Below are 22,734 nucleotides of genomic sequence, written 5' to 3' on the forward strand. Positions count from 1 at the left end.
CGTTTGACTTTTTGTTTTCTCTAGTCGGCGCGCGCGCCCGACGCCTTCACGATGGGCGCCCAGCGCGTGATCTCCATGAGGTAGAACTTCTCGAACTCGGCCGCGCCCATCGGCGCGACGGTGGCGCCGGCGCGTCCGAAGCGGGCGGCGACCTCTGGTTCTTTCAACGCATCGAGTGCTGCGGCTTCGAGCTTGGCGATGATCGCGCGCGGCGTGCCAGCCGGCGCCACCAATCCGTTCCACGACGTCACGTCGAAGTCGGGAATGCCGGACTCCATGACCGTGGGCACGTCGGGAAGTTGCGACAGCCGCTTCGACGAGGTGACGGCCAACGCCCATACTGCACCGCTCTCGACCTGACCCATGACGTTGGTGATGTTCTCGATGGCGAAATCGACCTCGCCGTTCACCGTCGGCAGCAGCGCCGTGCCCTTGTAGGGAACATGCAGGAATTCCGCCTGTGCGCGCACGCCGAGCAGCACCGTCGCGAGATGCGTCGTCGTGCCCGCGCCGCCCGAGCCGTAGCTCACGGAGCCGGCCTTGCTGCGGGCCTTTGCAAGCAGATCCTGCAAGGTCTTGTAGGGCGAGTTCTTCGGCACGATCACGATGTTCGCCAGCTCGACCAGCCGTGCCACGCCCACAAGGTCCTTGGCCGCGTCGTAGCCCGGGTTCTGGTAGAGCGACGGGCCGATGCCGAGCGGGCCGGCGCTCACCAGCACCACCGTGTTGCCGTCGGGCTTGGCCTTCGCCGTATAGGCGACGCCCACCGTGCCGCCGGCGCCGGGCCGGTGCTCGACGATGAATTGCTGGCCCAGGCGGCGAGTCAGGGCCTCGGCGATGATGCGGCCGATCACGTCGGACAGGCTGCCGGGCTGGCCGAGGCCGATGATGCGCACCGGGCCGGTCGGCCAGGCCTCCTGTGCCGAGGCGGCGGTTGCGCCGGCGATGCCGCCAAGGGCCAGAAGGGCGCCGAAGTCGCGGCGCGAGAGGATGTGAGCCATGGGAAGGCCTCCTCGATCTCTATTCGATGACGATGCGGGCCTGGTCGACGACTTCGGTCCAGAGCTTCAGGTCCTGCTCCAGCGCACGGGTGAAATCCGCCGTCGCCTGGCCGACCGGTTCGATGCCCAGGCGCTGGAAGGTTTCTATGACGCTGGGCGCGGTGAGGGCCTTGCGGAAGGCGGCGTCGAGCTTGGCGATGACGGCGGGCGGCGTACCGGCGGGCGCGAACACGCCGGCCCACGAGGTCACGATGAGGCCGGCCACGCCCAGCTCGAGGGCGGTTGGCACATTGGGCAGGATCGAGATGCGCTTCTGGCCCAGCGACGCCAGCACGTTGATCTTGTCGAAATAGGCGCTGCCCGAGCCCGCGGAGGTTAGCGACAGGCCGACATCGCCCGCGATCAGCGCAAAGGTGCCGGCCGGACCGCCCTTGTAGGGAATGTGCTGGATGTCGACGCCGGTCCGCACCTTGAACAGCTCGCCCGCGAGATGGCCGAGCGAGCCGACGCCGGCCGAGGAGTAGTTCACCTTGCCGGGGTTCGCCTTGAGATAGGCGATGAACTCCGGAAGCGTGCTGGCGGGAATCGTGCGGCTGGTCATGACGACCAGCGCTTCCTCGGCCAGCTTGGTCACCGGCACGAAGTCGCGCGCGGCGTCGTAGGCTGTCTTGGTCTTGAGCGCGAGCGCCACCGGCACCTGCGTGGGTGCGGCGACCATCAGCGTGTAGCCATCGGGCTTGGCGGTCGCGACGGTGGCGGGTCCGCTCGAACCGCCGGCACCGGGCCGGTTCTCGACGACGATGGGTTGACCGAGAATCTTGCTTGCCTCGTTGCCGACGGTGCGCGCCACGACATCCATGGTGCCGCCGGCCGCGAAGGGGACGATGAAGCGGATGGGCTTGTCGGGGAAATCGGCCTGGGCGCGAACGGAAGACGCAAGGCCGAGGCCTGCGGTCGATGCGACGCCCAGCACTGCGCTGCGACGGGTGATTGCCACCTGTTTCCTCCGGTTCTTTCTTCTTGGTTGCCGAGCGGGAGTCTTGCGGCCGTGCAGTGGTCGAGTCAACGGAGAAACGAAAAACTCGAACCGCCGTTCGACTTTGTGCGGCGCATCATCCGCTCAGTGAAAATGGGCCTCAAATAGATGTCGGCGAAAAGTCGAACCGCGGTTCGATTCGTTGACGCGCCCACCCCGATCGCCCACCATTGGGGTCACAAAAGGGAGTAGGGCGATGAGCATCGTTCGTCGAATGGACCATTTCACGATCGTCACCGACAAGCCGGAAGAGACGAAGGAATTCTATGCGCAGCTCGGACTGCATCCCGGCGACCGTCCGAACTTCGCGGTCAACGGCTTCTGGCTCTATGGCGCCGAGGGCAAGCCGATCCTGCACGTCATCCAGGTCAAGACCATGCCGAACCCGCGCCGCGGCGCTCTCGACCACATGGCCTTCTGGGGCGAGGACATGGCCAAGTCCCTGGCGTGGTTGAAGGAACGCAACATCACCTACCGGCTGAGCCGCGCGCCCGAGCCGTTCCTGACCTGGCAGCTCTTCTTCCCGGATCCGAACGGGGTCGAGGTCGAGATCGATTTCTCGCCGAGCGAGCCGCAGCCGGCGGACTGGAAGGGCAACATGCCCATGGCGCCGCGCAACTGATCCAGCCGCGAAGGGGATCCGAGATGGCGACGAAGCCCAAGGCGGAAGCCGAAGTGGTGGCAGGCCCGGTCGATTACATCCAGCGCGTCCGCGCGCTGGCGCCGGCTTTCGCGGACGCGCAGGCCCACCAGGAAGTGGTGGGCGAGCTCGATCCACGGCTGGTCGAGCAGATGCACGCGGCCGGCCTGTTCCGCATGGTCCTGCCGGCCTGGCTGAACGGCGGCGCGCTCGATCCGCTGACCTACACCAACGTCGTCGAGGAGATCGCGCGTCACGATGCGAGTGCCGCCTGGTGCGTGAACCAGGGTTCGGGCTGCTCGATGGTGGCGGGCAATCTCGATCCGGCGGTGGCCAAGCGCGTGTTCGGCACGCCGGCCGACGTGCTGGCCTGGGGCCCGTCGCCGGGCGCCAAGGCCGTTGCCGTCGAGGGCGGTTACAGCCTGAACTACAGCGGCTCGTTCGCAAGTGGCAGCCGGCACGCCACGTGGCTCGGCGCGCTCTGCCCGGTCGTCGAGCCCGACGGCAAGCCGCGGATGCGGGCCGATGGCCGCGCCGATCTGCGCGCTTTCATCTTCCGCAAGGAACAGGTCGACGTCCGCAAGGACTGGAACGTCGTGGGCCTGCGCGGCACCGGCAGCGATTCCTATGTCGCCAAGGACCTGTTCATCCCGGCGGAGTTCAGCGTCATCCGCGACGATGAAGCGACCCGCAAGGACACGAGCCCGCATTACCGCTACGCCAGCACGCTGATCTATTCGTCGGGCTTCGCGCACGTGGCGCTGGGCATCGCGCGCGGTTTCATGGAGGATTTCCTCGAACTCGCAGTCCACAAGACGCCGCGCGAGGGCCGCAGCTCGCTGCGCGACAGCTCGGCGGTTCAGTCGGAAGTGGCGCTGTGCAAGGCCAAGTGGGAATCCGCACGCGGCTACATGCGCGCCTGCATGGCCGACGCCTGGGCGACAGCGGTGCAGTCGGGGCGCCCGACGCCGGAGCAGCGGGTCACGCTGCGACTCGCCTCGACCTTCACCATCCATGCCGCCAAGGAAGTCGTCGACATCCTCTACGACGCAGCCGGTTCGCACGCGATCCTGCGCAGCGGCCCGTTCGAACGCCGCTTCCGCGACATGCATTCGGTGACCCAGCAGCTCCAGGGCCGCAAGGCGCATCTGGAGAATGTCGGGCGCTTCCTGCTCGGCCTGCCGATCGATCTCGCCAGCCTGCAGATGTAAAACCCGCCTTTAATAGGTATCGGCGGTCTTAGTCGTCTTTTCGGAGAATCCCATGTCGTCTGCTTCGGCTCCCGCCTCAGCGGGATCGCACCTGACTGCCCGCACCGGCGGCCAGGTCCTGATCGACCAGCTCGTCATCCACGGCGTCGATCACGTGTTCGGCGTGCCGGGCGAGAGCTATCTCGCGGCGCTGGACGCGCTGCATGACGCGCGCAATGCCATCAAGTTCGTGATCTGCCGCCAGGAAGGCGGTGCGGCGAACATGGCGGAGGCCTATGGCAAGCTCACCGGCAAGCCCGGCATCTGCTTCGTGACGCGCGGCCCCGGCGCCACCAACGCCAGCATCGGCGTCCATACCGGCTTCCAGGATTCGACGCCGATGATCGTTCTGGTGGGCCAGGTGGCGCGCGACCAGGAGGAGCGCGAGGCGTTCCAGGAGATCGACTATCGCCGCATGTTCGGCCCGATGACCAAGTGGGTCGCCCAGATCGAGGATGCGCGGCGCATTCCCGAGCTGATCAGCCAGGCCTTCCATCGCGCCATGTCAGGCCGGCCGGGTCCGGTCGTGCTGGCGTTGCCGGAAGACATGCTGACCGACATCGTCGAAGTGCCCGACGCGCCGCACTACAAGGTCGTGCGCGGCGCGCCCGACCCCGAGGATATGGACCGCCTGCGCGCGCTGCTCGAGGAAGCCACCGATCCGATCGTGCTGCTGGGCGGCGGCGGCTGGACGGTCAAGGCGACCGAGGATATCCGCGCCTTCATCGAGGCCAACGAGCTGCCGGTCGCGACGGCCTTCCGCAACGCCGACCTGATCGACAACCGGCATCCCAACTATCTTGGCAACCTGAGCAGCAGCGCCTCGGCCTACCTGCAGGAGCGCATCCTGAAGTCCGACCTGGTGCTGGCCATCGGGCCGCGGCTGGGCGAACAGACGACGCGCAGCTATGTGCTGTTCGAAGTGCCGGTGCCGAAGCAGCGGCTGGTCCATGTCCATGGCGGCGCCGATGAGCTCGGCCGCGTCTATCACGCGACCTTGCCGATCAACTCAGGGATGGCGCAGTTCGCGAAGGCTGCGAAGGCGATGAAGCCGGCGGCGCGCCGGCCGTGGGCGTCGAAAATCAAGGAAGGCAACGACGCCTATCTCGAGAGCATCGCGCCGATGCCGCCGCGCGGCGCGGTCGACATGGTGGCGATCGTGCGCTGGCTCAACGAACGGCTGCCGCACGATGCACTGATCAGCAACGGCGCCGGCAATTACAGCGGCTGGGTCTCGCGCTTCTTCCAGTATCGCGGCATGCGCTCGCAGCTCGCCCCGACCAGCGGCGCCATGGGCTACGGCGTGCCGGCGGGCGTCGCCGCCAAGATCGTGCAGGCCAACCGCCTGGTCGTTACCTTCGCTGGCGACGGCTGCTTCCTGATGAACGGCCAGGAATTCGCGACGGCGGTCCAGTATGGCGCCAACGTGATCGTCGTGGTCGTCGACAACAGCATGTACGGCACGATCCGCATGCACCAGGAGCGAGAGTATCCGACGCGCACGATCGGCACGGAGCTGCGCAATCCCGACTTCGCGACCTACGCCCGCGCCTTCGGCGGCCATGGCGAAACGGTCGTGAAGACCGACGAGTTCGCGCCGGCCTTCGAGCGCTGCGTCGCGTCGAACTTGCCGTCGATCATCCACGTGAAGACCGACCCCGACGACGTCAGCCCACGCACGACGCTCTCGCAGGTTCGCGAAGCGGCGCTGAAGCGTCTGAAGAAATAGAAACAGCCCGTCGTCCCGAGCGAAGCCGCCCGTAGGGCGGTGTAGTCGAGGGACCTCTTTTCCGACGCACGGCGTGTCGACGGGAAAAGAGGTCCCTCGACTACGCTGCGCTCCGCTCGGGACGACGGGAGTATCAGGCTTTGCGTGCGCTCGCGCGCATCGGGCTGCCCAGCCCGTGCGTCAGGAACTTGAGGTACGTCTTGCGGATGCCGGGCGGCATGCGGCGCTGGTTCTTGCCGGCGAGGAAGCGCGGGCCGATGAAGCTGCGCAGGGCGATCAGGATGACGGCGAGCGTTTCAAGCTCGTCCTCGCCGTAGTCCTTCAGTTCGCCGTTGGTCATCGCCCGCTTCAGCGCCTTCACATATTCGGCGCGGGCGGCGCGCAGGTGCTTGTCGAACGCCGCCTGCGCCAGCGTCTCGGCCTCGCTGAAGATCCGGTGATAGCCCGGCACCTGGTAGAGGAATTCGAACAGCGCGTCGAAGGACAGCTCCTCGAACTCGATCATCGAGGAGAAGCTCTTGGTCTTGTCGCGGATGAACGAACGAAGCTGGCCGCCCAACTCGGGCAGCAACTGGTCGAACAGCTCCTGGCGCGAGGCGAAGTAGGTGTAGAAGGTGCCCTGTCCGACACCGGCGCGTGCCGCGATCTTGGCGATCGAGCAGGCCTGGTAGCCTTCCTCTCCGACGATCTCGGCGGCGGCGGCAACGAGAGCGGCGCGGGTCTTCTCGAGCTGGACGGCGCGGGGAACCCGCTGAGGCTTCTTGAGCTTTTTCGTCTTCGGCACGATCGAGACCTTGAAGAAACGACAACCGGGGCGATTGGCCGTAGGTGACAAAGAGACAGTCGTCAAGGCAGTCTGCCTCTCGAGAAAAGAGGGAGCGCTCGAGTCTTCGATGTCCATCACCATCGCCGTCGAAACGCCGCTGCAGGACGAGGTCCGCACGCTGGTTGCAGAACTGAACACGGTGCTGCTCGCCCTGACGCCACCCGAACATTGCCATCACCTGACCGTCGAGCAGATGGCCGATGCGGAGACCACGGTCTTCATCGCGCGTGAAGAGGGTGCGGCGGTCGCGTGCGGCGCGCTCAAGCGGCATGCCGACGGGATCGGCGAGGTGAAGCGCATGTACACGCGGCCGAGCCATCGCGGCCGCAAGATCGGCGAGCAGATCATGGAGCGCATCGAAGCGGCGGCGCGGGCCGACGGGCTGAAGCGTCTCGTGCTGGAGACGGGCGACCAGCATTACGCCGCGTGGAAAGTCTATGAGCGCTCGGGCTTCACGCGCTGCGGGCCGGTGCTCGATTATGCCGACGTCAAATGGTCGGTGTTCTACGACAAGCAGCTCGGAGACTAGGTCTCCGGCGCATAGACCCGGTCGAGATCGTTGTCGTCGTAGGCGTATTCGGTCGAGCAGAACTCGCACTTCACCGAGACGCGGCCGGTCTTGTCGCGCAGGTCGCCGAGTTCCTCGCGCCGGATCGAGCGCAGCACGCTGTCGATGCGCTCGCGGCTGCAGCGGCAGCGCGCGGCGAAGGCGCGGCGTTCGAAGACACGCGGCTGTTCCTGGTGGAACAGGCGATGCAGCAGGGTCGTGCCGGGCAGCGCCGGATCGAGCATTTCCTTCTCCGTGGCCGAGGCCATCAGGATCACGGCCTTGCGCCAGTCGTCCTCGCGCTGCTCGGCATCGATGTCGACACGGCCGGCATCGAACTCGGGCATCTGCTGCACCATCAGCGACGCGGCATGCCAGTGGTGCTTGCCGTCCGCCTCGCTGCGGCGGGCGGTGATCTTGATGCCGGTCGGCAGCTGCTCGGACTGGCGGAAATAGGTGTGGGCGCAATCCGCGAGCGTCGCGCCCTCGAGCGGCACGACGCCCTGGTAGCGCTCGGTGTGCTGGCCCTGGTCGACGGTGAAGGTGAGGCGGCCCTGGCCGAACAGCTTCGGGATGTAGCCCGCCGGGACGTCCTCGTTGCCGCTGCCGAGCGCAATGGCGAGCTTCCACGAATCGAACTGCGCGTAGCCGCGCAGCGCGCCGTCGCTGGTGAGATCGGTGACGAGCAGGCGGATCGGTCCGTCGCCCGTCAACTGCAGGGTGAAGATGCCGTCGTATTTCAGCGAGGTGGCGAGCGTGGCGCACAGCACCATCGCCTCGGCGAGCGGCCGCGCCACGGCAAGCGGATAGCCGTGGCGTTCGATCACCTCGTCGAGGGCGGGACCCAGCCTGACCAGCCGGCCGCGCACGCCGAGCGCGTCCAGCTGGAAAGGAAGGACACGGTCCCAGTCATCGGAAGGAAGTCCTCCCGACGCAGGACTCAAGACAGGCACCAGGCCAGGATGCTCTTCTGGGCGTGCAGGCGGTTCTCGGCCTCGTCGAACACGACCGACTGCGGACCGTCGATCACCTCGGCGGTCACTTCCTCGCCGCGATGGGCGGGGAGGCAGTGCATGAAGATCGCGTCTTTCTTGGCCTGCTTCATCAGGTGCTTGTCGACCTGATAGGCGCGCAGCAGGTTGTGGCGTCGCGCGGCGCTCGGGCTGTCCGGATCCTCGTCGCCCATCGACACCCAGGTGTCGGTGACGACGCAGTCGGCGTCCTTCACCAGCTTCTCGGGGTCATGGCCGATCGAGATGCGGCCCTTGGACTTCTCCGCCCACTGCACCACGTCGTCCGGCGGCTTCAGCTCGGTCGGGCAGGCGATGCGCAGCTCGAAGTCGAACTGCACGGCCGCATGGATCCACGACGTCGCCATGTTGTTGCCGTCGCCCGACCAGACCACCGACTTGCCCTGGATGGAGCCGCGATGCTCCTCGAAGGTCATGACGTCGGCCATCAGCTGGCAGGGATGGGTCTTGTCGGTGAGGCCGTTGATCACCGGCACGGTCGCGTACTTCGCCATCTCGAGGAGTTTCTCCTCGACGGTGGTGCGCATCATGATGATGTCGACGTAACGGCTGAGCACGCGCGCGGTGTCGGCGATGGTCTCGCCGCGGCCGAGCTGCGTGTCGGTGCGGCCGAGCATGATCGTCTCGCCGCCAAGCTCGCGCATGCCCACTTCGAACGACACGCGGGTGCGGGTCGAGGGCTTCTCGAAGATCATGGCGAGCGTCTTGCCGGCCAGCGGCTTGTCGTGCCCGCCGTTGGACCGTTCCTGTTTCATCGCCTTGCCGCGATCGAGAATCTGGCGAAGCGTCTTGGGATCGACCTGGTCGAGGTCGAGGAAGTGCTTGGGAGTCGCCATGATTACTCGGCGGCCTTCGCCGCCGCCTCGAACGACTCCGCCGCATGCCCAAGAATCGCGATGCCCTCGTCGAGCGCCGCCTTGTCGGCGATCAGGGCCGGGAAGATGCGGACCACGTTTTCGCCGGCCGGCGGGACCAGGAGGCCCAGCGACTGGAGCTTGTTCACCATGTCGCCCACGGGAACCGACGGGGCGCACTGCAGGCCCTGCAGGAAGCCCATGCCGCGCTGCTCGACGAACACCTTGGGGTGCTTCTTGCAGAGTTCCTCGAGCTTGCCCTTCAGGTACTCACCGCGCTCGCGCACGCCGTCGATGAAGCCCGGCTGCAGCAGGATGTCGAGCACGCCGTTGGCCACGCCGGTGGCCAGCGGATTGCCGCCATAGGTCGAGCCGTGCGTGCCGGGGACCATGCCGACCGCCGCCTTCTCGGTCGCCATGAAGGCGCCGATCGGGAAGCCGCCGCCCATGCCCTTGGCGATCGCCGCGACATCGGGCTTCACGCCCGACCAGTCGTAGCCCCACATCTTGCCGGTGCGGCCGAAACCCGTGTGGATCTCGTCGTAGAACAGCAACAGGCCGAACTCGTCGCAGATCGCGCGCAGGTCCTTCAGGAACTGCGGGGTGGTGGCGCGGATGCCGCCTTCGCCCTGGATCGGCTCGACCAGGATGCCGGCGGTCTCGTCATCCACCATGTCGCGCACGACGTTGGTGTTGTTGAGCGGCGCGTGGCGATAGCCGGGCGCCGGCGGGCCGAAGCCTTCGAGGTACTTCTCGTTGCCGGTGGCGGCGAGTGCGTTCAGCAGGCGGCCGTGGAACGCCGCCTGGAAGGCGATGATCTTGTACCGCTTGGGCTGGCCGTTCATGTACTGATACTTGCGGATCAGCTTGATGCCGCCCTCGATGGCTTCCGCGCCGGAGTTGCAGAAGAACATCGTGTCGGCGAACGAATTCTCGACCAGCCGCTTGGCCAGCTTCTCGCCGTTGCCGACCCGGAACAGGTTCGACGTATGCCAGAGCTTGGAGCCCTGCTCGGTCAGGGTCTTGACCAGGTGCGGGTGGCAGTGGCCCAGCGCGTTCACGGCGATACCGGACGTGAAGTCCAAGTAACGTCGGCCGTCCACCGCGTAGAGATAGTTGCCCTCTCCGCGTTCGAACACGACGTCCTTGCGACCGTACGTCGGCATAACAGCCGTAATCACAGCAAGCCTCCCTCAAAAACCAAAAAACCCCCGCCGTTTCAGCGATTCCACCATGGAAACACCGACTTTTAGCGAGGGCCCGGCACTATCTTACCCGCCCCCTTGTGTGTCAACTTTGGGCGGGGGGGCGGCGGGGCGCTTCTTGAGGGCCCTCGACCCCTCTGCTACGACGCGCCTTCCGATGAAATTGCTGCCGACCCGCAATTCCACGCTCGCCCTGCATCGCGCCGGCTTCTCGTCGGTGCCGGCGATGCTCGACTACGCGGCGCGGGGCGACACCGGGGCTACCTTTTATAATGCCAAGGGTGAGCAACTCTCGGGCTTGCCGTGGCGCGAGGTCCGAGAGCGGGCCCATGTCGTTGCCCGCAAGCTGATCGGCGCGGGCTTCGCGCGCGGTGAGCGCATCCTGATCACGGCCGACACCTGGCCCGGCTTCTTCGACGCCTTCTTCGGCGCCCAGTATGCCGGCCTCGTGCCGGTGCCGGTCTCCATCCCGATCGGCATCGGCAGCAAGGATGCCTATCTCGACCAGCTTCGCCGCCAGCTCGCCACCTCCGGCGCGGTGGCCGCGGTTGGTCTCGACGATCTCGCGGGCTATCTCGCCGATGCGGCGGGAGAGTTTCCCGACGTTCGCCTGCATGGCGGCGTGGATGCGCTCTATGCCTTGCCGGAGAAGCAGGTCGACCTGCGGCCGCTCGAGGCCGGCGACCTTTGCTACATCCAGTTCTCGTCGGGCAGCACGCGCCAGCCGCACGGCGTGCAGATCACGCAACGTGCATTGATGGCCAACCTGGCGGGCATGGTCGGACCGGCCGGACTGGACATGGCCGAGGGCGACCGCGCGGTGAGCTGGCTGCCGCTCTATCACGACATGGGCCTGATCGGTTTCCTGTTCGCGCCGCTGTCCTGTCAGATCTCGATCGACTATCTGACGCCGCGCGACTTCGCGCGCCGGCCGATGCAGTGGCTGAACGTCATCGCGCGCAACGGCGGCACCATCTCCTACAGTCCGAGCTTCGGTTACGATCTGGCCGTACGTCGTGGCGCGTCCCAGATCCCGGCCGATCTGGATCTGCGCAGCTGGCGTCACGCCGGAATCGGCGGCGACATGGTGCGGGCCGATGTGCTGGAGCGTTTTGCCGAGACGTTCGAGCCGTTCGGCTTCAACCGCAACGCCTTCATCCCGAGCTACGGCATGGCCGAGGTCTGCCTCGCCGTCAGCTTTTCCCCGCACAGTACGGGGATGCGCTCCGACACCATCGATCGTACCGCGCTTGGCGAACTGCAGCGCGCGGTTCCGGCGCAGGATCCGACGGATCGTCACCGCACGCGCCGTTTCGTGATCTGCGGCCGCGTGCTGCCCGACCACCGTCTCGAAGTGCGGGGTCCGGACGGCACGGTGCTGGCCGATCGCGCGGTCGGACGCATCTTCGTGTCCGGTCCCAGCGTCATGCCGGGATACTACGGCGATCCCGACGCCAGCCGCGAAGTCCTGTCGGACGGTTGGCTCGACACCGGCGACCTCGGTTACATGCTGAACAGCGAGATCGTCGTCACCGGGCGCGCCAAGGACCTGATCATCGTCAATGGCCGCAACGTCTGGCCGCAGGACATCGAATGGGCGATCGAGGCCACGCGCGTCGTGAAGGCGGGCGACTCGGCGGCCTTCTCCGTCGACACCGGCGAAGGCGAACGTGTGGTCGTCGCCGTGATGGCGCGCGTGACCGGCGATGAGGCGAGGGAAGCGCTCGCGCGCGAAGTGGCCGGTGCGGTGCGCGAGGCGGTCGCCGTCGATTGCGACGTGGCGCTGGTGCCGCCGACCCTGGGCCTGCCCACCACCTCGTCGGGCAAGCTGTCGCGCACCCGCACCAAGGCCAATTACCTCGCCGGCCTCTACGCGCCGAAGCCCGTCGCGGCCTGATCGGGTGCCATGACCAAGCTGGTCGCGGTGACCGGGGCCACCGGTTTTGTCGGGCCGCATCTCGTGGCGGCGCTGGCGCGGCGCGGCTGGCGGCTGCGCCTGCTGGTGCGCCGCTGGACGCCGCTGCCGTCGCTGGCCGGCGTCGACGCCGACATGGTCCTGGGCGACCTCTCTTCGGAAGGCGCGCTGCGCCAGCTCGTCGAGGGGGCGGATGCGGTCGTCCATGCCGCCGGGCTGATCAAGGCGCGCCAGGACCGGGATTTCCTGCCCGTGAACCGGGACAGTGCCGCGCTCCTGTCGGCGCTGGCCCCGGACGCCCGTCTGGTCCTGCTCTCCTCCCTGGCCGCTCGTGAGCCCCAGCTTTCTGCCTACGGGGCGAGCAAGCGCGCTGGAGAGGCAGTTATCGCCACCCGCAGCGGTCCTTGGGCGGTCGTCCGGGCGCCGGCGGTCTATGGGCCGGGCGACCGCGAGACCCTGGCTTATTTCCGAGCGATCAAGTCAGGTATTGCGCCGCAGCCCCGGCTGACGGGTGCCCGCCTGTCCCTCATTCATGTCGCCGACCTCGCCGAGGCGCTCGCGCTGACCGTGGAACGGCCACCGCCGGACGCGATCTACGAGGTCGACGACGGCCACACCTATACCTACGCCGAGATGGCCAAGGCCGCGGGCGAGGCGCTGGGCGGCCGCCGGCCCTGGCGGATCGCCGTGCCGCGCGGCGTGATGGCCTGCCTCGCCGGCTGGAACGGCATTCGGCAGTCACTGGGGGGCGATGCCCAGATCCTGACCCGGGGGAAGGTGAACGAGATCTTCCATCCGGATTGGTCCGCCGGGGATCGGCGGCTGGCCGCAGCGATTGGCCTACAGCCCCGTTACACCCTGGCGACCGGCTTTCGTGACACGATCTTGTGGTATCGGGCGAAAGGCTGGCTATAGGTCGCGTGAAACACGGCGTAACAATTTGTCATTTCACTCGGAATCAGTGTTTTGGCACAAGGTGACCGCCCACCCCCGGGCCTGGAGAGCGTTTTGCGCACAGCTCATCAAATGATCGTCGAAACTGACGGCATGACCGAGACCCTCGAACGGACCCGCGTCAGCGGTCAGTCGCGTGGTGAAGTCATCAGCGAGATTTGCCATCACCTGGCACCGTTCCAGACCGGCGAGCGGCCGATCACGGGCAGCACGGTGATCGCCAAGGATCTGACCATCGACTCGTTGGCCATCATGGACATGGTCATGGAGCTCGAGGATCATTTCGACATCTCGATCCCGATGAATGTCGTGGCCGAGATTCACACTGTCGACCAGCTCGCGGACACCATCCTGAAGCTCTGCGCCCGGCGTTAGCCATGGGCCTGTTCGATCGCCATAAGGGCCTGCTCGAGGCCTATCGGGACGTTCGGACGACGGGATACGACCCGTTCCAGATTCAAATGGAACGGGTCCTGTCGCCCACCGAGGCGATCATCAAGGGCCGCAAGGCCCTGCTGGTCGGCACCAACAACTATTTCGGCCTGACGTTCGATCAGAGCTGCATGGACGCGGCTGTCGAAGCCATTCGCGCCGAAGGCACGGGCACGACCGGCTCGCGCATCGCCAATGGCAGCTACACCGAGCATATGCTGCTCGAGCAGGAAATTGCCGCGTTCTACGGCAAGAAGCACTGCATGGTCTTCACGACCGGCTACCAGGCCAATCTCGGCGTGATCTCGACCCTGGCGGGCGAGGGCGATCATCTGCTGATCGACGCCGACAGCCACGCCTCGATCTACGACGCCTGCAAGATGACCCAGGCCGAGGTCGTCCGCTTCAAGCACAACGATCCCTCCAGCCTCGATGCGCGCCTGCGCCGTCTGGGCGACCGTCCGGGCAACCGCGTCGTGGTGCTCGAAGGCATCTATTCGATGCTGGGCGACAGCGCGCCGCTGCGGGAGTTCATCGACGTCTGCAAGAAATACAAAGCCTATGTGCTGGTCGACGAGGCCCATTCGCTGGGCGCGCTCGGCGACACCGGCCGCGGCCTCTGCGAATCGACCGGCGTGATCGACGATTGCCATTTCATCGTCGGCACCTTCTCCAAGACCCTGGGCGCCATCGGCGGCTACTGCGTCTCGGACGATCCGGATTTCGACGTGCTGCGTGTCACCGTGCGCTCCTACATGTTCACGGCCTCGCTGCCGCCGTCGATCGTCGCTTCGGTGCGTCAGGCGCTGAAGGTCGTGAAGGCCAAGCCCGAGCTGCGCACGCAACTCTGGGCCAACGTCTCCACGCTCTACGAAGGTCTCGCCGCCAAGGGCTTCAAGCTCGGCCCCGAGCACGGCCCGGTGGTCGGCGTGCACCTGCCCGATCCCATGACCGCGATCGGCTTCTGGCGCGCCATGCTCGATGCCGGCATCTACGTGAACGTCGCCGTGCCGCCGGCCACGCCCAACGGCGTGTCGCTGCTGCGCTGCTCGGTCTGCGCCGTCCACACCAAGGAACAGCTCGAGCACGTGATCGAGGTCATGGCGGGCATCGGCCGCCAGCTCGGCGTCCTCGACGACCGCACGCTCCGCGTGGTTGGCGGCGCCCGCTAGGGGCGCGTCCGCCATGTTCACCCTCGCACATCTGTCCGATCCGCATCTGCCGATGCCGCCGGCGCGCGCCGTCGAGCTGCTGGGGAAGCGTGCGACTGGCTACTATAATTGGTGGCGCAACCGCGTTCAGCTCCATCGCCCCGAGGCGCTGGCCGGCATCGTGGCCGACATCAAGGCCCAGGCGCCGGACCATATCGCGCTGACCGGCGATCTCGTGAACATCTCGCTGCCCGACGAATTCGCGCGCGCCTCGACGTGGCTGGAAGGTCTCGGCACGCCCGAGCATGTCACGGTCATCCCCGGCAACCACGATGTCTATGTCGCCACGAAGTGGGGCGAGGGGCTGGGTCGCTGGGGCGCCTATATGGCCGGCGACGGCCAGCCGCCCGCTGCCGACTTCAAGGTCTTCCCGACGTTGCGCCGGCGCGGTCCGGTCGCGCTGGTCGGCCTGAACAGTGGCCTGCCGAAGCCACCGCTGCTGGCGACCGGCACGCTGGGCGAGGCGCAGATCGCTGCTGCCGAGAAGCTGCTGGCCGAGCTCGGCCGCGAAGGACTTTGCCGCGTCGTGATGATTCATCATCCGCCGCTCACCACCGAATCGCGCTTCAAGCGCCTGACCGACGCCGCCGCCTTCCAGGCGATGATCCGTCGCGTCGGCTGCGAGATCGTGCTGCACGGCCACAACCATCGCAGCGAGGTCGCACGCATCGCGGGGCCTGCCGGTGCGATTCCCGTGGTCGGGGTCACATCGGCGTCGGCCGCGCCCGGCAGCAAATACGGTCGCGCCCGCTATCATCTCATCGGCATCGAGCGGGACACCGCGGGCTGGCACATCTCCGTCGACATCCGCGCCCTCAAGGCCGATGGCACGGGATGCGAGCCCGACGGCCGGCTCGTGTTCAACAGCGGCGCCTCGGCCGCCCTGGCAGCGTGAGGCGCAATGGCTTCGTCCGACATCGTCGTCAGCCCGGTCGCCTCGAAGGCTGACCTGAACGCGTTCATCGCGCTCCCCCGGCGCCTCTATGCCGGCCACAAGGGCTACATCGCGCCGCTCGACCTCGAGCGCCGCGAAGCCTTCACGCCGGGCAAGAACCCGCTGTTCCAGCATGTCGAGGTCGGCTTCTTCCTGGCGCGGCGGGCCGGCAAGGTGGTGGGTCGCATCTCCGCGCAGATCGATCACGCCCATCTCGAACGCTACAACGACAGTACCGGCAATTTCGGCTGCCTGGCGGCGGAGGACGATCCGGCGATCTTCACCGCGCTGTTCGCCGCGGCCGAGGCATGGCTGCGCGACAAGGGCATGAAGCGCGCGACCGGTCCGTTCAGCCTCTCGGTCAACGAGGAGGTGGGCCTGCTGGTCCACGGCTTCGAGAGCCGGCCGGTCCTGATGGTGCCCTACGATCCGCCCTATGCTGGCCCTCGGGTCGAGGCCTGCGGCTACACCAAGACCAAGGACGTCTTCTCCTACGACTACGACGTCCAGAACGCGCCCGAGACGATCGGCGCCAAGCTGCTGGCGCGCGGCGGCCTCGAGGGCCGGGTCAAGGTGCGCACCGCCAACATGAAGATGTTCGATGCCGAGGTCCGCACCCTGGTCGGCATCTTCAACGACGCCTGGAGCGACAATTGGGGCTTCGTGCCCTTCACCCAGGCCGAGATCGATCATGCCTCCAAGGCGTTCGGCCCGGTAATTGTCCCTGAGCTCGCGGTGTTCGTGGATGTCGACGACGAGACCGTCGCCTTCATCGTGGCGCTGACCAACCTCTACGAGGCGATCGAGGAGTTCGACGGCAAGCTGGGGCCGGTGAAGCTCGCCAAGCTCTTGTGGCGCCTCAAGATCGCGGGCGTCGGCAGCACCCGCGTGCCGCTGATGGGCGTGAAGAAGAAGTACCGCAATCACCCGCTGCTGGGCGCCGGCCTCGCCATGATCGCCATCGATCACCTGCGCCAGAACGGCAAGCGGCTGGGCAAGACCTCGGCCGAGCTGGGCTGGATTCTCGAGGACAACAAGGCGACCAACAACATCATCCGCTCGGTCGGCGGCGTTCATTACAAGACCCATCGCATCTACGAGAAGGTGCTGGCGGGGTGAACGAGCCGGCGTCTCCGAGGCCGCCTTCGAGACCACCGTCGGCCTTCGCGCCGCTGGCCAACCGGTCGTTCCTGGCGATGTGGATCGCCAACCTGATGTCCAATGTCGGCGGCTGGATGCAGACCACGGGCGCCGCCTGGGAAATGACCAGCCTGACGCAGGAGCCGATCTTCGTGGCCCTGCTGGCCGCCGCCAGCACCCTGCCGATGTTCCTGTTCTGCTTCTTCGCCGGCATCCTGGCCGACCGCTTCGACCGCCGCCGCTACATCATCTGCTGCCAGATCTGGATGATGGGCGTGGCCGCGACGCTGGCAGTGCTGGCCTTCTTCGGCCTGCTCAACCACTGGAACCTGCTGGCGCTGTCCTTCTGCATGGGGCTGGGCAACGCCATGAACGCCCCGGCCTGGCATGCTGTGGTGCCCGAGATCGTCTCCGGCCCGCAGCTCCGCCCCGCCATCGCGCTGAACAGCGCGGGCTTCAACCTCGCCCGCACCGTCGGCCCGGTGATCGGCCAGTTGCTGCTGAGCCTCGTGGGCGTCTTCCTGCTCTTCGCCATCAACTCGCTCACCTATGTCGGCGTGATCCTTGCCATGCGGGCCTGGAAGCGGCCGGCCGAGGCGCGCGCCGCCCAGCGCCGCGAGACCCTGGGCGAGGCGGCCCGGGCCGGCATCGCCTTCGTCCGGGGTTCGGCCGAGCTGCGGGCGATCTTCGCTCGCGGTCTCTGCTTCTTCGTGCCGGGCATCGCCATGGGCACCTTGCTGCCGGTGATCGGGCGCTTCGAACTCGGCCTCGATGAGTTCAACTTCGGCATTCTCTACGGCGTGTTCGGCATCGGGGCGGTGGCCGCGGCCTTCTCGCTGCCCACGGTCAACCGCTTGCTGGGTTCGGACCGCGCCAATATCTGGGCGATGGGCATCTCGGGGGCGGCCACGATGGTGGCGGCGCTGGCGATGACGCCGATCGTGGTCGGCGCCGTCGTTGCCATCAACGGCGCCTGCTGGATCACGGTCATCGCCAACAACGGCGCCTCAGTGCAGATGATCCTGCCCAACTACATGCGGGCCCGCGGCATGGCGGTCCACCAGATGGTGTTCTTCGGCGCCATGGTGCTGGGCGCGCTGCTGTGGGGGAAGATCGCCAACTTCTTCGACGTCCGTACCGCGCTCATCGGCTCGGCGGTGATGCTGGCACCTCTCACCGTGCTCGCGGCGTCGATCAAGCTGCCCGGCTCGTCATTGCCGCGTGTCTGAAGCGCCACACGCCTGACACGCATGTGCCGATTCGACCACAAGCGGCCCGAAAATTTTCGAGGCGGGGCAGATTCTTCTTGTAACCAGGTCGATTAGTTGTAGATAGCGTTCATACAAGACGCCCAACGCACGTGCCGCTGGCCCTCTGTGGTTACGCAACGACGGAAAGTGTTCTTTTTGGCAGTGCCGGTTTCGAGCCGGGTCCGGGAAGGAGCTTCTGAGATGGTTGCTTACCGCGCGGGGCGCGTTCCCCGCTATTATGTCATTTGCCCGACCCTTGCTCGGGCCTCCTTCCTCGCTCAGCCGCATAAACGGATTTTAGCTCAGTCGAGTATCGGCTGACGTATCGCGCCACGCTTGGCGCCGTACGTCGTTGTTCGATCCTTCGTTTGACTGACTGACTATTCCTACGGGGAGCCCCCCAGCGATGACCGAGCGTATTTTCCGTTACCTCCGCGAGCAGCAGCCCGAGACGCCGTGCCTGGTGATCGACCTCGATGTGGTCGAGACGAACTTCCGCCGCATGCGCGAGCTGCTGCCGACCGCGCACATCTTCTACGCCGTGAAGGCGAACCCGGCCGCACAGGTGTTGGCTCGTCTAGCGACGGCCGGTTCCAAGTTCGACACCGCGAGCCGCGGCGAGATCGAGATGGTCCAGGCGACCGGCGTCTCGATGGACCGCATCTCCTTCGGCAACACGATCAAGAAGGAAAAGGACATCGCCTGGGCCTACCAGCAGGGCGTGCGCCTGTTCGCCTTCGACAGCGAGGCGGAGCTGCAGAAGCTCGCCCGCGTGGCGCCGGGCGCCCGCGTGTTCTGCCGCGTGCTGGTCGATTGCGGCGGCGCCGAGTGGCCGCTCAGCAAGAAGTTCGGCTGCGCGCCGGAGATGGCCAAGGACCTGCTGCGCAAGGCCCAGGATTGGGGCCTCGACGCCTACGGCATCTCCTTCCACGTCGGCAGCCAGCAGACCGACCTCGAACAGTGGGACAAGGCGCTGGGCCAGGTCTCGCAGATGTTCTTTGCGCTGGCCGAAGCGGGCGTCGACCTGCGCATGGTCAACCTGGGCGGCGGCTTCCCGGCGCGCTATCGCTCGGAAGTGAGCGGCATCGAGGCCTACTGCGAGGCGGTGACCCGCGCGCTGGTGCGCCACTTCGGCAACCGCATGCCCGAGGTCATCATCGAGCCGGGCCGCTCCATGGTGGGCGACGCCGGCGTGATCCAGAGCGAGGTCGTGCTGGTCTCGCGCAAGGCCGCGGGCGACCGCAAGCGCTGGGTCTACCTCGACATCGGCAAGTTCTCCGGCCTCGCCGAGACGATGGACGAGAGCATCAAGTACCGCCTGCGCACGCCCGGCGAGGGCACGCGCATGGGCCCGGTGGTGCTGGCCGGCCCGACCTGCGATTCGGCCGACATCCTCTACGAAAAGACGGAGTACAAAATGCCTCTGTCTCTGAAGCCGGGCGACAAGGTCGAGATCCTCTCGACCGGCGCCTATACGACGACCTACTCCTCGGTCGCGTTCAATGGCTTCGCGCCGCTCAAGGCGGTCTGCATCTGAACTGACACAATTCGGGCGTACGGAACGACGGGGCCTTGAGAAAGGCCCCGTTGCTGTTTTTACTGACTGCTCGTGACAAGGACGGGGACGCTGAAATGGCGAAGAAGACCGCACGCAAGCCTGCCGCGAAGAAGTATCTCGATTTCCATGGCCGCCTGGTCATGGTGGGCTTCGGCTCGATCGGTCAGGGCGTGCTGCCGCTGATCCTGCGTCACATCGGCATCAAGCCCGAGCAGATCACCATCATCACCGACGACATGCGCGGCGGCGAGGACGAGGCCGAACGCTACGGCGTCGAGTTCGTCGAGAAGCGCCTGACCGAGTCCAACGTGCGCTCGACCCTCGACAACCGGCTGGGCCAGGGCGACTTCCTGCTCAACCTCTCCGTCGAGGTCGCCTCGACGGCGCTGATCGAGCTCTGCCAGAAGAAGGGCGTCCTTTACCTCGACACCTGCATCGAGCCGTGGCCGGGCGGCTACTCCGACCCGAACCTGTCGGTGTCGCGCCGCTCGAACTACGCGCTGCGCGACACGATGCTGAAGCTGAAGTCGCGCCACAAGGGCGGGACGACGGCCGTCGTCGCGCACGGCGCCAACCCGGGCCTGGTCTCGCACTTCGCCAAGCAGGCGCTGGTGAACATCGCCCGCGACACCGGCGTGAAGGCGCCCGTGCCGACCACGCGCGAGGGCTGGGGCAAGCTCGCCCAGCGCCTGGGCGTCAAGACGATCCATATTGCCGAGCGCGACACCCAAGTCTCGGCGATCCCGAAAGAGGTGGGCGAGTTCGTCAACACCTGGTCGATCGACGGCTTCATCTCCGAAGGCGGCCAGCCCGCCGAGATGGGCTGGGGCACGCACGAGAAGGCGCTGCCGCCCGACGGCAAGCGCCACACCTTCGGCTGCGATGCCGCGATCTACCTCAATCGCCCGGGCGCGGTGACGCAGGTTCGTACCTGGACGCCGATCGAGGGGCCGTTCCACGGCTTCATCATCACGCACAACGAGTCGATCTCGATCGCCGACTACCTGACCGTCCATGACGGCAAGAAGGTCGTCTACCGGCCGACCGTGCACTACGCCTATCACCCGTGCGACCAAGCGATCATGTCGCTGCACGAGCTTGCCGGTAAGAACCTGAAGCAGCAGAAGCACCAGCGCCTGATCGTCGATGAGGTGGTGTCGGGCCGCGACGAGCTTGGCGTGCTGCTGATGGGCCACAAGAAGGGTGCCTACTGGTACGGCTCGCAGATCGATATCAACGAGGCGCGCAAGCTCGTGCCCTACAACAACGCGACCTCGATCCAGGTCGTGGCGCCGGTGCTGTCGGGCATGATCTGGGCGCTGGAGAACCCCAACGAGGGCATCGTCGAGGCCGACGAGATGGACTTCGCGCGCAACCTCGAGATCTGCATGCCCTATCTCGGCCCGGTCGTCGGCAAGTACAGCGACTGGACCCCGCTGCAGGGCCGCGGCGAACTCTTCCCCGAGGACCTCGACAAGTCCGACCCCTGGCAGTTCAAGAACTTCCGGGTGGTTTGACGGGAACGTCAGGCAATCGCCTGGGGTTGAAGCGACATTGAGGGCTCGACGGCACGCCTGCCGTCGGGCCCTTTCCATGAGTGCGCGCCTCTATTGGCGCCTATCTCGGACCCGGCGGGGGTGAGACCTGACCCGTCGCGATCAGTCCCTTCAGCAATGCGACCGCACCGCATTGCCTGGATTCGGCATTGGCATCGTACTTTCCGTCGGCGACGAAGCGACCCTTCGCATAGAGGTCGGTGCACGCCCATACATACGGCGAGTTGACGCCGTAGTGCCGATAGCCAAGGCCGTTGTAGCGTTCCCAAACGACGAGCATTCCGGCAATGCTCCAATCGTTCCACTTGTCGTAGCGATTGATCGCGATGGCATCCATCGCACTTTCCTCCCAGCTGAAAGGCGGTTTGCCCTGGGCCGGCCGCCCCGCCGGCACACGGACCGTACGGGCTGTCAGCGGGTCGCCGTTATGGAGGTGCGCATCGAATCTGAAGTCGGCTTCCAGTCCATGAATGATCGCGAGGAAGTACCAGGGCATCGTCGTCGACTTCGTCAGGCGTTCATACCGGGCGCGATTGCTCAGGATCTTCTTGACGCTTTGCGCGACGATTTCCTGGCGTGCCGCAGGCACTCTCGCGGCGTCGAAACGCTGCTGGTACTCCTGGCGAAGCAACCTCGAGAGAACGGCGTTCTCATACTCGAGCTGCGCGACCTGGCTTTCGCGCGTTACCGCCAGCTCCCTGAAGATCCATGTTGCCGTGCCGCCCAGCGCCAGGATGATTGCGGCGATCGCGCTTGCCGCAATCGTTTGACGACGGCGCTTCCGGGCAAGTTCATATGCGGCTCGGAGCTCACGCCCTCTTGCCTCTCTCTCCTCGACCTCGCTCAGGACCGGTAGTGCCGTGCTTGCCTCAGAACTTGCCCACGCCGCCTCGTCGAACCGGCTGGCAAAGCGAGTCTCTCCGGGCGAACCATCGCTTTGGGCGGAAGCGGGAGTGCGATCGGCCATGTCGTTACCGCGCCGGCCTTGCGTGCCGATATCGCAAATGCCTATTCCTCATTCTGTCTCCTCGGCCGCAATGGCGAGCAGGGTCAGGATCGTGGTCAGGCCAACTCTCTGCCCATTGAAACGGACTATGTCACCGCAGACAAGGGCGGCTCCGACCGTGTTACTGCGGCGAGGCTTTCAGGAAATCGGTGATCCGGTCTGGAAAGGGCTGGATGCCGTTCTTCTGCAGCAGGATCGCGACCTGACCGCGATGCCCGGCGGCATGCATCGCCACGTGCAGGAGCATCTCGCCGCGTGTCATGCTCGCGGGCTCGCCGTTGGCGAAGGTGAAGTCCACCACCTCGTCGACCTCCGCCGGTAGCAGCGCGTCGGCGTAATCGGCATACCAGTCCGCGGTCGAACGGGCCCGGCTCGCCAGCGCATCGAACGCCGGCATCTCGGCCGAGCGCGCCGCACGATGGCCGTGAGGGCGCGATTCGAGATTGCTGCAGAAGATCTCGTCGACGACCTGGATATGGTCGAGCAGCCTCGTGATCACGAACCGATCATCCGCGGCAATGCCGTCGAGATGTTCGGCAACGACTCCGTTGAGGCCGTTGGTCGCCCAGCGCTTGAAGTGCATCAGCGTGCGATAGGGCAGGGTGAACATCGCGATGCCTTTCGGTCGGTGCGGGAGGACGGCGAGGCGTTGCATGTCC

21 protein-coding genes are annotated in these 22,734 nt (G+C 66.4%); 13 read left to right on the plus strand and 8 right to left on the minus strand.

All coding sequences use genetic code 11. The features are described from left to right. Positions 1-20 precede the first annotated feature (20 nt). Positions 21-1,001: a Bug family tripartite tricarboxylate transporter substrate binding protein gene (locus AC1RP5_RS05490; protein WP_493109586.1), complete on the minus strand. Its 981-nt coding sequence runs from the start codon at positions 999-1,001 to the stop codon at positions 21-23. A gap of 19 nt (positions 1,002-1,020) precedes the next feature. Continuing rightward, positions 1,021-1,998, minus strand: a complete 978-nt coding sequence (locus tag AC1RP5_RS05495; RefSeq protein ID WP_493109587.1) for a Bug family tripartite tricarboxylate transporter substrate binding protein — start codon at positions 1,996-1,998, stop codon at positions 1,021-1,023. Between the two features lie 235 nt (positions 1,999-2,233). On the opposite strand from AC1RP5_RS05495, the gene AC1RP5_RS05500 reads away from it, so the two are divergent. The 3 genes from AC1RP5_RS05500 to AC1RP5_RS05510 are packed head-to-tail and all read left to right on the plus strand — an operon-like array spanning position 2,234 to position 5,656. Then, positions 2,234-2,659, plus strand: a complete 426-nt coding sequence (locus AC1RP5_RS05500) for a VOC family protein (protein ID WP_493109588.1) — start codon at positions 2,234-2,236, stop codon at positions 2,657-2,659. 23 nt (positions 2,660-2,682) lie between these two features. Then, the gene (locus AC1RP5_RS05505; RefSeq protein ID WP_493109589.1) at positions 2,683-3,888 is read left to right on the plus strand and encodes an acyl-CoA dehydrogenase family protein; all 1,206 of its coding nucleotides are present in this window, start codon (positions 2,683-2,685) and stop codon (positions 3,886-3,888) included. A gap of 52 nt (positions 3,889-3,940) precedes the next feature. Further along, a complete protein-coding gene (locus AC1RP5_RS05510) occupies positions 3,941-5,656 on the plus strand; it encodes a thiamine pyrophosphate-binding protein (RefSeq protein ID WP_493109590.1) in 1,716 nt (571 codons plus the stop codon). Between the two features lie 133 nt (positions 5,657-5,789). On the opposite strand, the gene AC1RP5_RS05515 is transcribed toward AC1RP5_RS05510, so the two are convergent. Further along, a complete protein-coding gene (locus tag AC1RP5_RS05515; RefSeq protein WP_493109592.1) occupies positions 5,790-6,440 on the minus strand; it encodes a TetR/AcrR family transcriptional regulator in 651 nt (216 codons plus the stop codon). Between the two features lie 109 nt (positions 6,441-6,549). Here AC1RP5_RS05515 and AC1RP5_RS05520 point away from each other — a divergent pair, with 109 nt between their 5' ends. Continuing rightward, on the plus strand, positions 6,550-7,011 hold the full coding sequence (locus tag AC1RP5_RS05520; RefSeq protein WP_493109593.1) for a GNAT family N-acetyltransferase: 462 nt from the start codon (positions 6,550-6,552) through the stop codon (positions 7,009-7,011). On the opposite strand, the gene hslO is transcribed toward AC1RP5_RS05520, so the two are convergent. From hslO to AC1RP5_RS05535, 3 genes are read right to left on the minus strand one after another with little or no spacing between them, the layout of a single operon-like run. After that, positions 7,008-7,982, minus strand: a complete 975-nt coding sequence (hslO, locus tag AC1RP5_RS05525) for an Hsp33 family molecular chaperone HslO (protein WP_493109594.1) — start codon at positions 7,980-7,982, stop codon at positions 7,008-7,010. The genes AC1RP5_RS05520 and hslO overlap by 4 nt on opposite strands. After that, positions 7,970-8,896: an ornithine carbamoyltransferase gene (gene argF, locus AC1RP5_RS05530; RefSeq protein ID WP_493109595.1), complete on the minus strand. Its 927-nt coding sequence runs from the start codon at positions 8,894-8,896 to the stop codon at positions 7,970-7,972. The genes hslO and argF overlap by 13 nt, the downstream gene beginning before the upstream one ends. A gap of 2 nt (positions 8,897-8,898) precedes the next feature. After that, the gene (locus AC1RP5_RS05535) at positions 8,899-10,095 is read right to left on the minus strand and encodes an aspartate aminotransferase family protein (protein ID WP_493109596.1); all 1,197 of its coding nucleotides are present in this window, start codon (positions 10,093-10,095) and stop codon (positions 8,899-8,901) included. A 181-nt stretch (positions 10,096-10,276) separates the two neighbouring features. On the opposite strand from AC1RP5_RS05535, the gene AC1RP5_RS05540 reads away from it, so the two are divergent. The 9 genes from AC1RP5_RS05540 to AC1RP5_RS05580 all read left to right on the plus strand — a co-directional run bounded on the left by AC1RP5_RS05540 (position 10,277) and on the right by AC1RP5_RS05580 (position 21,030). After that, the gene (locus AC1RP5_RS05540; protein ID WP_493109597.1) at positions 10,277-12,016 is read left to right on the plus strand and encodes a fatty acyl-AMP ligase; all 1,740 of its coding nucleotides are present in this window, start codon (positions 10,277-10,279) and stop codon (positions 12,014-12,016) included. Positions 12,017-12,025: 9 nt separating this feature from the next. Beyond that, positions 12,026-12,949 carry an NAD-dependent epimerase/dehydratase family protein gene (locus AC1RP5_RS05545; RefSeq protein WP_493109598.1) on the plus strand — a complete coding sequence of 308 codons (924 nt, stop codon included), beginning with the start codon at positions 12,026-12,028 and terminating at the stop codon, positions 12,947-12,949. Between the two features lie 111 nt (positions 12,950-13,060). Next, positions 13,061-13,363 carry an acyl carrier protein gene (locus AC1RP5_RS05550; RefSeq protein WP_493109599.1) on the plus strand — a complete coding sequence of 101 codons (303 nt, stop codon included), beginning with the start codon at positions 13,061-13,063 and terminating at the stop codon, positions 13,361-13,363. A gap of 2 nt (positions 13,364-13,365) precedes the next feature. Then, positions 13,366-14,592 (plus strand): serine palmitoyltransferase, encoded by a 1,227-nt coding sequence (gene spt, locus AC1RP5_RS05555; RefSeq protein WP_493109600.1) that lies wholly within the window; start codon positions 13,366-13,368, stop codon positions 14,590-14,592. Between the two features lie 13 nt (positions 14,593-14,605). After that, positions 14,606-15,526, plus strand: coding sequence for a metallophosphoesterase family protein (locus tag AC1RP5_RS05560; protein WP_493109601.1), 921 nt, complete (start codon positions 14,606-14,608; stop codon positions 15,524-15,526). A gap of 6 nt (positions 15,527-15,532) precedes the next feature. Continuing rightward, positions 15,533-16,684, plus strand: a complete 1,152-nt coding sequence (locus AC1RP5_RS05565; RefSeq protein ID WP_493109602.1) for a GNAT family N-acetyltransferase — start codon at positions 15,533-15,535, stop codon at positions 16,682-16,684. Then, entirely contained in the window at positions 16,681-17,934 is a 1,254-nt protein-coding gene (locus AC1RP5_RS05570) for an MFS transporter (protein WP_493109603.1), read from the plus strand. Before AC1RP5_RS05565 ends, AC1RP5_RS05570 begins: the two co-directional genes overlap by 4 nt. Before the next feature lie 427 nt (positions 17,935-18,361). Next, a complete protein-coding gene (locus AC1RP5_RS05575) occupies positions 18,362-19,492 on the plus strand; it encodes a type III PLP-dependent enzyme (RefSeq protein ID WP_493109604.1) in 1,131 nt (376 codons plus the stop codon). A gap of 95 nt (positions 19,493-19,587) precedes the next feature. Next, the gene (locus AC1RP5_RS05580) at positions 19,588-21,030 is read left to right on the plus strand and encodes a homospermidine synthase (RefSeq protein ID WP_493109605.1); all 1,443 of its coding nucleotides are present in this window, start codon (positions 19,588-19,590) and stop codon (positions 21,028-21,030) included. A gap of 100 nt (positions 21,031-21,130) precedes the next feature. Here AC1RP5_RS05580 and AC1RP5_RS05585 read toward each other — a convergent pair whose 3' ends face one another. Together AC1RP5_RS05585 and AC1RP5_RS05590 are read right to left on the minus strand one after the other, a co-directional pair. Then, the gene (locus AC1RP5_RS05585; RefSeq protein WP_493109606.1) at positions 21,131-22,036 is read right to left on the minus strand and encodes a hypothetical protein; all 906 of its coding nucleotides are present in this window, start codon (positions 22,034-22,036) and stop codon (positions 21,131-21,133) included. Positions 22,037-22,196: 160 nt separating this feature from the next. Beyond that, entirely contained in the window at positions 22,197-22,730 is a 534-nt protein-coding gene (locus AC1RP5_RS05590) for a DinB family protein (protein ID WP_493109607.1), read from the minus strand. Positions 22,731-22,734 lie beyond the last annotated feature (4 nt).

It is taken from the genome of Reyranella sp. GW821-FHT12G01 (assembly GCF_058806575.1).